Annotated in this window: 13 protein-coding genes; 10 read left to right on the top strand and 3 right to left on the bottom strand. The window is 63.8% G+C overall.

The features are described from left to right. Nucleotides 1-19: 19 nt before the first annotated feature. Genes AC1Q5S_RS11615 through AC1Q5S_RS11605 form a run of 3 tightly spaced genes read right to left on the bottom strand, consistent with a single transcriptional unit; the run spans nt 20 to nt 2,676 of the window. Nucleotides 20-622 carry a hypothetical protein gene (locus AC1Q5S_RS11615; protein ID WP_303834842.1) on the bottom strand — a complete coding sequence of 201 codons (603 nt, stop codon included), beginning with the start codon at nt 620-622 and terminating at the stop codon, nt 20-22. Nucleotides 623-644: 22 nt separating this feature from the next. After that, a complete protein-coding gene (locus tag AC1Q5S_RS11610) occupies nt 645-1,685 on the bottom strand; it encodes an HpcH/HpaI aldolase/citrate lyase family protein (protein ID WP_422203739.1) in 1,041 nt (346 codons plus the stop codon). 4 nt (nt 1,686-1,689) lie between these two features. After that, nucleotides 1,690-2,676, bottom strand: a complete 987-nt coding sequence (locus tag AC1Q5S_RS11605) for a malate dehydrogenase (RefSeq protein WP_092700729.1) — start codon at nt 2,674-2,676, stop codon at nt 1,690-1,692. Between the two features lie 215 nt (nt 2,677-2,891). Here AC1Q5S_RS11605 and AC1Q5S_RS11600 point away from each other — a divergent pair, with 215 nt between their 5' ends. The 10 genes from AC1Q5S_RS11600 to AC1Q5S_RS11555 all read left to right on the top strand — a co-directional run bounded on the left by AC1Q5S_RS11600 (nt 2,892) and on the right by AC1Q5S_RS11555 (nt 12,853). After that, nucleotides 2,892-3,680, top strand: a complete 789-nt coding sequence (locus AC1Q5S_RS11600; RefSeq protein WP_303834838.1) for a GntR family transcriptional regulator — start codon at nt 2,892-2,894, stop codon at nt 3,678-3,680. A 135-nt stretch (nt 3,681-3,815) separates the two neighbouring features. Then, nucleotides 3,816-4,250: a succinate dehydrogenase, cytochrome b556 subunit gene (gene sdhC, locus AC1Q5S_RS11595; RefSeq protein WP_303834836.1), complete on the top strand. Its 435-nt coding sequence runs from the start codon at nt 3,816-3,818 to the stop codon at nt 4,248-4,250. A gap of 59 nt (nt 4,251-4,309) precedes the next feature. After that, a complete protein-coding gene (gene sdhD, locus AC1Q5S_RS11590; RefSeq protein ID WP_303834834.1) occupies nt 4,310-4,675 on the top strand; it encodes a succinate dehydrogenase, hydrophobic membrane anchor protein in 366 nt (121 codons plus the stop codon). Between the two features lie 25 nt (nt 4,676-4,700). Next, nucleotides 4,701-6,509 carry a succinate dehydrogenase flavoprotein subunit gene (gene sdhA / locus AC1Q5S_RS11585; protein ID WP_303834832.1) on the top strand — a complete coding sequence of 603 codons (1,809 nt, stop codon included), beginning with the start codon at nt 4,701-4,703 and terminating at the stop codon, nt 6,507-6,509. 20 nt (nt 6,510-6,529) lie between these two features. Beyond that, complete coding sequence (locus AC1Q5S_RS11580) at nt 6,530-7,234, top strand: succinate dehydrogenase iron-sulfur subunit (RefSeq protein ID WP_092700718.1); 705 nt, start codon at nt 6,530-6,532, stop codon at nt 7,232-7,234. A gap of 15 nt (nt 7,235-7,249) precedes the next feature. Beyond that, nucleotides 7,250-7,564: an FAD assembly factor SdhE gene (locus AC1Q5S_RS11575; RefSeq protein ID WP_303834829.1), complete on the top strand. Its 315-nt coding sequence runs from the start codon at nt 7,250-7,252 to the stop codon at nt 7,562-7,564. Nucleotides 7,565-7,625: 61 nt separating this feature from the next. After that, nucleotides 7,626-8,936 carry a citrate synthase gene (gltA, locus tag AC1Q5S_RS11570; RefSeq protein WP_092700712.1) on the top strand — a complete coding sequence of 437 codons (1,311 nt, stop codon included), beginning with the start codon at nt 7,626-7,628 and terminating at the stop codon, nt 8,934-8,936. Nucleotides 8,937-9,062: 126 nt separating this feature from the next. After that, nucleotides 9,063-10,169, top strand: coding sequence for an S-(hydroxymethyl)glutathione dehydrogenase/class III alcohol dehydrogenase (locus AC1Q5S_RS11565; protein ID WP_303834826.1), 1,107 nt, complete (start codon nt 9,063-9,065; stop codon nt 10,167-10,169). Between the two features lie 57 nt (nt 10,170-10,226). Beyond that, nucleotides 10,227-11,087 (top strand): S-formylglutathione hydrolase, encoded by an 861-nt coding sequence (fghA, locus tag AC1Q5S_RS11560; protein WP_303834824.1) that lies wholly within the window; start codon nt 10,227-10,229, stop codon nt 11,085-11,087. 59 nt (nt 11,088-11,146) lie between these two features. Next, the gene (locus AC1Q5S_RS11555; protein WP_422203745.1) at nt 11,147-12,853 is read left to right on the top strand and encodes a phosphoethanolamine transferase; all 1,707 of its coding nucleotides are present in this window, start codon (nt 11,147-11,149) and stop codon (nt 12,851-12,853) included. Nucleotides 12,854-12,856: the final 3 nt, after the last annotated feature.

Here is a 12,856-nt window from a genome sequence, read left to right as displayed (position 1 = left end):
ACCGGACGCACCGCAATCGTTATTGCTTGGCGATGGGCAGGGGTTCCAGAACGCTGGGGGGCGGGTTCTTCTTGATGGCCTCGGCCACCAGGTTCTGCTCGGGGCTCATGCACTCGTCGGCCAGGCGCTGCCCGCGCTTCTGGTCCATGAGCATGGACTTGTTGGCAATCTGCAGCCAGACAGCGCCGCCCTTCTGGTCTTCCAGGCGCACGGCGCCAGTGGTGGTTGCGACCGGGGCCATGCGGTACTTGAAGCCCTTGCCTTCGACATCGAAATGGCCGGGCGAGGCAGGGTCGGCCTTGAGCGTGACGTGGGCACCCAGCTCGCACGCGATACGGCCGACATGCACGCGCTCGGCAATAGCCAGCTCGGCGGGCGACAGGGCGGCCTCGGCGGCCATGATGCCCGCTGCCACCTGCCCGGTGGCGGACCTGAGCTGGGTCCGGCTGCTGGGAGGTTCCGCCTTGACCACCTTGGTTTTGGCAGGGGCCTTGGCTGCGGACTTGGTGGCCTGCTTGGCTGCAGGCTTGGCTGCAGGTTTGGCTGCGGGCTGGGAGGGAGTCTGGGCCAGCACGAAAGCAGGCGCCAGCAGCATCAGGGCAGAAGCGATAAAGGTTTTCATCAGAGATCCTGCGGATAGGGGTTCAGGGGAGGAGCGGGACAAACCACGCGCGCACGGCCGGGGGCAAGCTGCGCCCGGTGCTGTGCGCACGTTCCAGGACCTGCCAGTAGTAACGGAAACTGGCACGGTCGTGCAATGTGCCATCAAAACTGATCGGAGCCCAATCAGCGTCTGCGGCAGAAGCTATTATTTTTGATGCAACTTCAATGTCATCCTGCGTGGGCGCAAAGGCCGCCAGGATGGGTCGGATCTGCGCCGGGTGGATGCTCCACATGCGCGTGTAGCCAAACTCGCGGGCTGCGCAGCTGGCTGCGGCCTGCATGGCCGCCATGTCGCTGAATTCGGTCACCACGCAATGCGAGGGCACCTTGCCGTGGGCATGGCAGGCAGAGGCGATTTCCAGCTTGGCACGCACCACCAGCGGGTGCGTGAACTGGCCCGAGGAGGTCATGGCCGAGGCGGGTATGGCGCCGCCATGGGCCGATACAAAATCCATCAGCCCGAAGCTCAGGCTTTGCACCAGCGGGTGCGCTGCGATCTCGAACGCACGGTGCACCGCGGCGGGCGATTCGATCAATACCTGCAGGGGCAGGTGGCCGGCCGATGCACGCTGCAAGGCCTTTTCAGCCCGCACAACGTCATCCACCGACTCGACCTTGGGTAGCATGATGTGGGTGAGCCGGTGGCCGGCTTCACCGGCGATGGTGGCCACGTCATGGGCAAATGCGGGGTGGTCCACGGGATGCACACGCGCACCCACACGGGCCGCCGGGGCGGCATCGCGCGCCAGCCGGGCCACCAGGGCCGCGTGCGCCGCTTCGTCGCCGACCGGGGCACCGTCTTCGCAATCGAGCGTCACGTCGAAGACGCAGGCGCCGAACTCTTCGGTCATCTGGGCCTGCAACTGCAGGCTCTTGAGCATGCGCGCCGGCGCACCGCTGTAGTGATCGCACACCGGCAAGGCGGCCGAAGCCGCCTGGGCGCCAAGCAGCACATCACGGGGATGGGCAGACCCGCCCCCTTGAGCGGCAGTGAGCGGGTCTGGGTGGCGCACAACGCTCATGGGATCACAGCAGGTGCTTGACGCCGTCTTGCTCGCCTTGCAGCTCTTCCAGCGTCTTGTTGATGCGTTCCTGGGAGAACGCGTCGATTTCCAGGCCTTCAACGATCTTGTACTCGCCGTTTTCGCAGGTGACAGGGAAGCCGAACATGGTGTCCTTGGGAATGCCGTACTGGCCATCCGAAGGAATGCCCATGGTGACCCATTTGCCGTTGGTGCCCAGGGCCCAGTCGCGCATGTGGTCGATGGCCGCGTTGGCTGCCGAGGCGGCCGACGACAGGCCGCGGGCTTCGATGATGGCGGCGCCGCGCTTGCCCACCGTGGGCAGGAACACATTGGCGTTCCATTCCTGGTCGTTGATCATCTTGGCGACGCTTTCGCCGTTGATGGTGGCGAAACGGTAGTCGGCGTACATCGTGGGCGAGTGGTTGCCCCAGACGGTGAGTTTTTCGATGTCGGCCACGGCCTTGCCGGTCTTGGCGGCGATCTGGCTGGCAGCACGGTTGTGGTCCAGGCGCAGCATGGCGGTGAAGTTCTTGCGTGGCAGGTCAGGAGCCGACTTCATGGCAATGTAGGCGTTGGTGTTGGCGGGGTTGCCCACGACCAGCACCTTCACGTCGCGCGAAGCCACGGCATTCAGGGCCTTGCCCTGTGCGGTGAAGATGGCGCCGTTGACGGCCAGCAGCTCGGCGCGCTCCATGCCGGGGCCACGGGGGCGCGAACCGACCAGCAGGGCGTAATCGGCATCCTTGAAAGCGGTCATGGGGTCGCTGTGTGCGGTCATCTCAACCAGCAGCGGGAACGCGCAGTCATCGAGTTCCATCATCACGCCCTTGAGGGCTTTTTGAGGGCCTTCCACGGGCACTTCGAGCAACTGCAGGATGACGGGCTGGTCCTTGCCCAGCATTTCGCCGGAGGCGATGCGGAACAACAGGGCGTAACCGATTTGACCAGCAGCGCCGGTAACGGCAACACGGACGGGCTTCTTGCTCATGGTGAAAACTCCAGGAAGTGGGAAAAAACAGGTAAGGGTGCAACGCAAGCACCAGCGCCTGTTACCAGCAGCCCGTGCCCCGCAAAACAGCCTTGGAGTGTACCGCCGATTGCTGCGATAGGTCAATTTGTCTTATGTCTTATATAAGATATGATCGACCCCGGTCATCCATCCGCGAGACCACCTCGCAAAGCCGATCCACCCCGCTCCCAGCCATGTCCTCGCCTCCATTCAACGTCGATGCACCCGCGCCACACCTCGGTGGTGCGGGCGCAGTGACACCGGCGTTCAGTCCGCTGTACCAGCAGATCAAGGCCTTGATCCTGCAGAGCCTGCAACAGGGCGAATGGAAGCCCGGCGAAGCCATTCCCAGCGAAATGGACTTGGCGGCACGGTTTCGCGTCAGCCAGGGCACGGTGCGCAAGGCGATCGACGAACTGGCGGCCGAAAACCTCGTGGTGCGGCGCCAGGGCAAGGGCACCTTCGTGGCCACCCATGCCGAGCAACATGTGCAATACCGCTTTCTGAAGCTGTTGCCCGACAGCGGCGATGCCCGGGTGGAGGGCCCGGCGCAACGCACCGTACTGGAGTGCCGGCGCGTGCGCGCCAGTGCCGATGTGGCACGCGCCCTGGCGCTGCGCAGCGGCGACCCGGTGGTGCAGGCGCGGCGCATCCTGTCGTTCGCAGGCGAACCCACCATTCTGGAAGACATCTGGCTGCCCGGCCAGGCCTTCAAAGGCCTGACGGCAGAACACATGGCCGGCTACCAGGGCCCGACCTACGCCATGTTTGAACTCGACTATGGCGTTCGCATGGTCCGGGCCGAAGAAAAAATCCGCGCCGTACTGCCCGATGGCGAGCAGGCACGGCTTTTGCAAACCACCGTGGGCACGCCCCTTTTGAGCGTGGAGCGCATCGCCTACACCTACAACGATGTTCCCATGGAGTTACGGCGGGGTCTTTACCGCACCGACACCCATCATTACCACAACGAATTGAGCTGACAGCACGCTGGCACTTGAGCAGAAACATCAAAATATTGCACCAATGGAAAACCCCACTTGTTGCGTTGCAATAGAATTTTGCGTTCTTTGCATCTCCCAATTACAAAGTCGTTACATCCACGAAAGCACCCCGCCATGACAGAGCTTGCCAAAAAACGGCCTGAATTCCGCAACATCAACGCCTTCAAGGACCTCACCACTTACCGCATGACGCCGGCTGCATGGGTTTCGATCCTGCACCGTGCCAGCGGCGCGGTCATGTTCCTGCTGCTGCCGTTCGTCCTGTGGATGTTCGACACCTCGGTGTCGTCCGAGATCTCCTTTGGCATCTTCAAGGCCGCGTTCAATACAGGCCTGGGTTTCGCTCCGGGCTGGTTCATCAAGCTCGTCGCGCTGGCGCTGATCTGGGGCTACCTGCACCACATGATCGCCGGCATGCGCCACCTGTGGATGGATGTGAGCCACGAGGCCGTCAACAAGCAGTTCGGCAAGACCTCTGCACTGACGACGCTGGTCATCAGCATTGCCCTGACGCTGGTACTGGCAGCCAAGCTGTTCGGCCTGTATTGATTCACCCCGCGGCAGCGCCGGTTCCGGCGCGCCGCGCCACGACTGAGAGGAAAACCACCATGTCCGACAACTACGGTTACAAACGCACCGTCGTAGGTGCCCACTATGGCCTGCGCGACTGGCTGAGCCAGCGCGTCACCGCCGTCCTGATGGCACTGTTCACGCTGATCGTGCTCGCACAGCTGGTCCTGACCAAAGGTCCCATCGGCTATGACCGCTGGGCCGCCATCTTTTCCAGCCAGTGGATGAAGGTGCTCACGTTCTCCGTGATCATCGCGCTCATCTGGCACGTCTGGGTCGGCATGCGCAACATCTGGATGGACTACATCAAGCCGCTGGGCCTGCGCCTGGTGCTGCAGATTTTCACCATCGTCTGGCTGGTCGGCTGCGCCGGCTGGGGCATCCAGGTTCTGTGGCGTCTCTGATTCCCGCGACTGAAGGCAAAAAACAATGAGCTACACCAACGCTAACATCACCAAGCGCAAGTTCGACGTCGTCATCGTCGGCGCCGGCGGCTCCGGCATGCGCGCCGCGCTTGAACTCTCCCGCGCAGGCCTGAACGTGGCCTCGCTGTCCAAGGTGTTCCCCACCCGTTCGCACACGGTGGCCGCCCAGGGCGGCGTGAGCGCCTCGCTGGGCAACATGTCCGAGGACAACTGGCACTACCACTTCTACGACACCATCAAGGGCTCCGACTGGCTGGGCGACCAGGACGCCATCGAGTTCATGTGCCGCGAAGCCCCCAAGGTGGTGTACGAGCTGGAACACTTCGGCATGCCGTTCGACCGCAACCCCGACGGCACCATCTACCAGCGCCCCTTTGGTGGCCACACCGCCAACTACGGCGAAAAGCCCGTGCAGCGCGCCTGCGCCGCCGCTGACCGCACCGGCCACGCCATGCTGCACACGCTGTACCAGCAGAACGTCAAGGCCAAGACGAACTTCTTCGTCGAGTGGATGGCCCTGGACCTGATCCGCGACGCCGACGGCGACGTGGTGGGTGTGACCGCCCTCGAAATGGAAACCGGCGACCTGTACATCCTGGAAGCCAAGACCGTGCTGCTGGCCACCGGCGGCGCCGGCCGCATCTTTGCCGCATCGACCAACGCCTTCATCAACACCGGCGACGGCCTGGGCATGGCGGCACGCGCCGGCATTGCATTGCAGGACATGGAGTTCTGGCAGTTCCACCCCACCGGCGTGGCCGGTGCCGGCGTGCTGCTGACCGAAGGCTGCCGCGGCGAAGGCGCCATCCTGCTCAACAGCAACGGCGAGCGCTTCATGGAGCGCTATGCGCCCACGCTAAAGGACCTGGCACCGCGCGACTTCGTCTCGCGTTCGATGGACCAGGAAATCAAGGAAGGCCGTGGCTGTGGTCCGAACAAGGACTATGTGATGCTCAAGCTCAGCCACCTGGGTGCGGACACCATCCACAAGCGCCTGCCTTCGGTGTACGAGATTGGCGTCAACTTCGCCAACGTCGACATCACCAAGGAAGACATCCCCGTGGTGCCGACCATCCACTACCAGATGGGCGGCGTGCCCACCAACATCAACGGCCAGGTCATCACCCAGGCCAACGGCATCCACAACGCCGTGGTGAACGGCCTGTATGCCGTGGGCGAGTGCTCTTGCGTGAGCGTGCATGGCGCCAACCGCCTGGGTACCAACTCGCTGCTGGACCTGCTGGTGTTCGGCAAGGCCGCCGGCCGCCACATCGTCGAGTTCAACAACAAGAACAAGGAGCACAAGCCCCTGCCCAAGGATGCAGCCGACCGCACACTGGAGCGCCTGAACCAGCTCGACCAATCCAGCGACGGCATCTACGCCCAGGCCCTGGCCGGCGACATCCGCACCACCATGCAGCAGCATGCCGGCGTGTTCCGCACCCAGGCCAGCATGGACGAAGGCGTCCAGAAGATCGCCGAGATCCGCAAGCAGGTCGCTGGCGTCACGCTCAAGGACAAGTCCAAGGTGTTCAACACCGCGCGCATCGAGGCGCTGGAAGTGGACAACCTGATCGAAGTGGCCCAGGCCACCATGGTGTCGGCCGCCGCCCGCAAGGAATGCCGTGGCGCCCATACCGTGTACGACTATGAGCACCCCGCCGACCACGCCGACTTCCCGCTGGGCCGCAACGACAAGGAATGGCTCAAGCACACGCTGTGGTACAGCGAAGGCAGCCGCCTTGACTACAAGCCCGTCAACCTCAAGCCTTTGACGGTGGACAGCGTTCCTCCCAAGGTCCGTACGTTCTAAATCGTCACGAGAGAAGAAACATGCAAAAACGCACATTCCAAATCTACCGCTACGATCCGGACAAGGATGCCAAGCCCTACATGCAGACCATCGAGATCGAACTCGACGGCCATGAGCGCATGCTGCTGGACGCGCTGATCAAGCTCAAGGAACAGGACCCTACCCTGTCGTTCCGCCGCTCCTGCCGTGAAGGCGTCTGCGGCTCCGATGCCATGAACATCAATGGCAAGAACGGCCTGGCCTGCCTGACGAACATGAACACCCTCACGGGCACCATCGTGCTCAAGCCGCTGCCGGGCCTGCCCGTGATCCGCGACCTGATCGTGGACATGACGCAGTTCTTCAAGCAGTACAACTCGATCAAGCCCTACCTGATCAACGAAGAACTGGCACCCGACCGCGAGCGCCTGCAGTCGCCCGAAGAGCGCGAAGAGCTCAACGGCCTGTACGAGTGCATCCTGTGCGCGAGCTGCTCCACGTCCTGCCCCAGCTTCTGGTGGAACCCCGACAAGTTCGTGGGCCCCGCCGGCCTGCTGCAGGCCTACCGTTTCATCGCCGACAGCCGCGACGATGCCACGGGAGCGCGCCTCGACAACCTCGAAGACCCCTACCGCCTGTTCCGCTGCCACACCATCATGAACTGTGTGGACGTGTGCCCCAAGGGCCTGAACCCCACGCGGGCCATCGGCAAGATCAAGGAACTGATGGTGCGTCGCGCCATCTGAAGCGAGCGTCAAGCCATGGGTGAAACTTCCACCACCGCCTGCGCAGCAGCCTCGCCGCTGCTGGATGAACGCGCACTGAGCAGGCTGCACTGGCGCTGCAGGCGGGGCTTGCTCGAGAACGACCTGTTCATCGAGCAGTTTTTCTCCCGCTTCGAGCCCCAGCTCACCCAACGCCACGCCGACGGCCTGATGGCCCTGATGGACCTGGCGGACAACGACCTGCTGGACCTGCTGCTGCGCCGACGCGAGCCCCAGGCCCCGCTGGACACCCCAGAAGTGCACGAAGTGCTGGGCATGCTGCGGCAAGGCGGCAGCACGGCGGTGCCATAGTGCCCTGGCACTGAATAGACAGCCCCGGATCGGATCATCGGAAACCCAAAGGAAAGTAACAATGAAGCTAGCAGACAACAAAGCCACCCTGTCGTTCAGCAACGGTAGTCCCAGCGTGGAAATGCCGGTCTACCAGGGCAGCATCGGCCCGGACGTGATCGACATCCGCAAGCTGTACGCACAGACCGGCATGTTCACCTACGATCCCGGTTTCCTGTCGACGGCATCGTGCCAGTCTGCCATCACCTACATCGACGGCGACAAGGGCGAACTGCTGTACCGCGGCTACCCTATCGAACAGCTGGCCACGCAGTGCGACTACCTGGACACCTGCTACCTGCTGCTCAAGGGTGATCTGCCCAACGCCACCCAGCGCGCCGACTTTCACAAGCTGGTGCTCGACCACACCATGGTCAACGAGCAGATGCAGTTCTTCCTGCGCGGTTTCCGCCGCGACGCGCACCCCATGGCGGTGCTCACGGGCCTGGTGGGCGCCATGTCGGCCTTCTACCATGACAGCACCGACATCAACAACCCGCAACACCGCGACATCGCCGCGATCCGCCTGATCGCCAAGATGCCCACGCTGGTTGCCATGGCTTACAAGTACGGCGTCGGCCAGCCCTACATGTACCCGCGCAATGACCTGTCGTACTCCGGCAACTTCCTGCGCATGATGTTCGGCACGCCCTGCGAGGACTACAAGGTCAACCCGGTGCTCGAACGCGCCCTGGACCGCATCTTCATCCTGCACGCCGACCACGAACAGAACGCCTCCACCTCCACGGTGCGCCTGTGCGGCTCGTCGGGCACCAACCCGTTTGCTGCCATCTCGGCCGGTGTGGCCTGCCTGTGGGGCCCTGCCCACGGTGGCGCCAACGAAGCCTGCCTGAACATGCTGGAAGACATCCAGCGCCAGGGCGGCGTGTCCAAGGTGGGCGAGTTCATGGAGAAGGTCAAGGACAAGAACTCCGGCGTGAAGCTGATGGGTTTTGGCCACCGCGTCTACAAGAACTACGACCCCCGTGCCAAGCTCATGCAGGAAACCTGCAACGAAGTGCTCAAAGAGCTGGGCCTGGAGAACGATCCGCTGTTCAAGCTGGCCAAGGAACTAGAAAAGATCGCCCTGGAAGACGACTACTTCGTCTCGCGCAAGCTGTACCCCAACGTGGACTTCTACTCCGGCATCGTGCAGCGCGCCATGGGCATTCCGGTGAACCTGTTCACCGGCATCTTCGCACTGGCCCGCACCGTTGGCTGGATTGCCCAGCTCAACGAAATGATCAGCGACCCCGAGTACAAGATCGGCCGCCCACGCCAGCTGTTCACCGGCTCGGTGCGCCGTGATGTTCCGCCCCTGACAGCCCGTTGATCGGCGGCGCCCCGCGCGCCCCGGCAACCCCAAAGCCCGCCGCGCTCCGGCGGGCTTTTTTGTGCCGGTGGTCACCACCGTCGGTGGCCCGTATAGTGCTGCGACACCGTCATCTGAGGAACCCCCATGAAAACCAAAGCCGCCGTCGCCTGGCAAGCAGGCCAGCCCCTGACCATTGAAACCGTGGACCTCGAAGGACCGAAATTCGGCGAAGTGCTGGTGGAGATCAAGGCCACCGGCATCTGCCACACCGACTACTACACGCTCTCGGGCGCCGACCCCGAAGGCATCTTCCCCGCCATCCTGGGCCACGAAGGTGCGGGCATCGTGGTGGACGTGGGGCCAGGCGTGACCACGCTCCAGAAGGGCGACCATGTCATCCCGCTCTACACCCCCGAATGCCGCCAGTGCAAGTTCTGCCTGTCGCGCAAGACCAACCTGTGCCAGCTGATCCGCGGCACGCAGGGCAAGGGCCTGATGCCCGACGCCACCAGCCGCTTCAGCATGGACGGCAAGCCCCTCTTCCACTACATGGGCACCAGCACCTTCAGCAACTACACGGTGGCGCCCGAGATCTCGCTGGCCAAGATCCGGGAAGACGCACCTTTCGACAAGGTCTGCTACATCGGCTGCGGCGTCACCACCGGCATAGGCGCCGTGATCTTCACCGCCAAGGTCGAAGCCGGCGCCAACGTGGTGGTGTTTGGCCTCGGCGGCATCGGCCTGAACGTGATCCAGGGCGCGAAGATGGTGGGTGCCGACAAGATCATCGGCGTGGACATCAACCCGGCCCGCCAGGAGATGGCGCGCAAGTTCGGCATGACGCACTTCATCAACCCCAAGGAGGTGGAGAACGTGGTGGATGCCATCGTGCAGCTCACCGACGGCGGCGCCGACTACAGTTTCGAGTGCATTGGCAACACCACCGTGATGCGCCAGGCGCTCGAATGCACGCACAAGGGCTGGGGCCGCAGCATCATCATCGGCGTGGCCGAGGCCGGCGCCGAGATCAGCACCCGCCCCTTCCAGCTGGTCACCGGCCGCAAGTGGGAAGGCTCGGCCTTCGGCGGCGCACGCGGCCGCACCGATGTGCCGAAGATCGTCGACTGGTACATGGAGGGCAAGATCAACATCGACGACCTGATAACCCACACCATGCCGCTGGAAGACATCAACAAGGGCTTCGACCTGATGAAGCGCGGCGAATCCATCCGCGGCGTGGTCATTTATTGATGAAATCAGCCGCTAACGCTTTGTCTCTAGGCACTTGCGGCTTCCAATTTGATATCCATGACCTTCACTGCCCTTGAACTGACCAGCGAACACGCCTGCTTTGGTGGCGTGCAGCGCTATTACAAGCACAACTCCTCCGAAATCGGCTTGCCGATGCGCTTTGGCCTGTACCTGCCCCCGCAGGCGCTGGCCGGGCAGAAACGGCCCCTGCTGACCTACCTGGCGGGCCTGACATGCAACGAGGAAACCTTTGCGATCAAGGCCGGCGCACAGCGCCTGGCGGCCGAGCTGGGGCTGGCCCTCCTCACCCCCGACACCAGCCCGCGCGGTGCGGGCATCCTGGGAGAAAGCAACCATTGGGAGTTCGGCGTGGGCGCCGGCTTCTATCTGGACGCCACCGAGATGCCCTGGGCCGGCCACTGGTGCATGGAAAGCTACCTCGTCAAGGAATTGCTGCCCGATGTGGCGGCGCAGTTTGCCCTCGACAACCAGCGCCTGGGCCTGTTCGGGCATTCGATGGGGGGCCACGGCGCCCTCACGCTCGCCTTGCGGCACCCCGGTGTGTTCCGCAGCGTCTCGGCCTTTGCACCCATTTGCGCACCCACCCAGTGCCCCTGGGGGCACAACGCCTTCACCGGGTATCTGGGCCAGGATGAAAGCACCTGGGGCGCCCATGACGCGAGCGTGCTGATGGGCCGGCAAGGCAGCGTGCCCTATCCCCAGGGCATCCTGATCGACCAGGGTCTGGCCGACCAGTTTCTGGCCACGCAGCTGCATCCGCATCGGTTCGAGGAGGCCTGCGCACAAGTCGGCCAGCCGCTCACGCTGCGCAAGCACGCGGGTTACGACCATGGCTACTATTTCGTCCAGACCTTTCTGGCCGACCACCTGCGGCACCACGCCACCGCGCTGGCCTGAGAAAGCAAACGCGTTCCGGGCATTAATGTTCACTTAAGCAGCGCTGCCAACAATGGGGCATGCCATTGTTATTGCAGCGCATGCAGCGCTTCGCATTCGGCCGTCACGCCGTTGCCCATCCCCCTCACGCATCCCGCGACATCCACCCCGCCGGGGTCGTGGTGCTGGCCAGTGCCTGGCTGGCCACCGCCTGCAATGTGCCGCTGTGGCGCGAAGTGGCGGCACTGCCCGGCCAGGGCACGCTGCGCGGCTGGGGCTTTGCGCTGGCTTTTGCCGTGATTGTTGCGGCGGGCAACGCCGCATTGCTCAGCCTGCTGGCCTGGCGCTGGACACTCAAGCCCGCCATCACCGTGATGCTGCTCATGGCCGCCTTCGGCGCCTATTTCATGCTTGCCTACGGCATTGCCATCGATGCAAGCATGCTGGTCAATGTGATGCAGACCGATGTGAAAGAGGCCGGCGACCTGCTCAACTGGCGCATGCTGGCGACCGTTCTGGCCCTCACGGCACCGCCCCTGCTGTGGCTCTACCGCCGGCCGGTGCGCCGCATGCATGCCTTTCGCCACATGGCCCACAACGGCGCGCTGCTGGTGGGGGCTATCGTGGTCATCGTGGTCTGCCTGCTGCTGGTGTTCCAGGACTTCGCCTCCACCATGCGCAACCACACCCGGCTGCGCTACCTGATCAACCCGCTCAACAGCGTATACGCCCTGGGCGATATTGCCAGCAAGCCACTGCGACTGGACACCAGCACGCTGATGCCGCTGGGTCGCGACGCCCGGCTGGGCGCCAGCTATGCAGGCCAGCAAAAGCCGCCCCTGCTGGTGCTGGTGCTGGGAGAAACCGGCCGCAGCGTGAACTTCGGGCTCAACGGCTACCACCGCCCCACCACGCCACTGCTGTCGGCCCGCAGCGACCTGGTCACGGCGCGCAATGCATGGTCGTGCGGCACCAGCACGGCGGCCTCGGTGCCCTGCATGTTCTCGCACCTGGGGCGCAGCGGCTTCGAGTCACGCAAGGCCAATTACGAAAGCCTGATCGATGTGCTGCACCACGCAGGTCTGGCCGTGCTCTGGCTGGACAACCAGGCCGGCTGCAAGGGCGTGTGCGATCGCGTCGGCCAGGTGCACACCACGGCCCTGCCAGACCCGGCCCTGTGCCCCGATGGGGAATGCCTCGACCCCATCATGCTCAAGGACCTGGACAAGCGCCTGGCCGAACTGCCCGCCGAGCAGCGCAACCGCGGCACCGTGCTGGTGATGCATGAGATGGGGAGCCACGGCCCGGCCTACTACAAGCGCTCGGCCCAGGCCCTGAAGAAGTTCCAGCCCGAATGCACCGCCACCGCCCTGCAGGAATGCACGCAGGAGCAGGTGGTGAATGCCTACGACAACAGCATCGTGCAGACCGACCAGTTCCTCGATTCCGTGCTCCATTGGCTTTCAACCCAATCCCAGCAAGCGCAAACAGCGATGATGTACGTCGCAGACCATGGAGAATCTCTGGGCGAGAACAACATCTACCTGCATGGCCTGCCCTATGCTATCGCGCCCGATGTGCAAAAGCATGTGCCCTGGATCACCTGGCTCTCGCCCGCCATGCAGTCACGCACCCATCTGACCACGGGCTGCCTGCAAAAGGACCTGACCGAGCGGCGCATCAGCCATGACCACTACTTCCATTCGGTGCTGGGCCTGATGGACGTGAAGACCAGCGCCTACAACCCCGCGCTGGACATGTTTGCCGGCTGCCGCCCGGCGGGCTGACAA

Source organism: Acidovorax sp. GW835-FHT14B10, from assembly GCF_058793725.1.
This window is presented reverse-complemented; position numbering and strand designations above follow the sequence as displayed.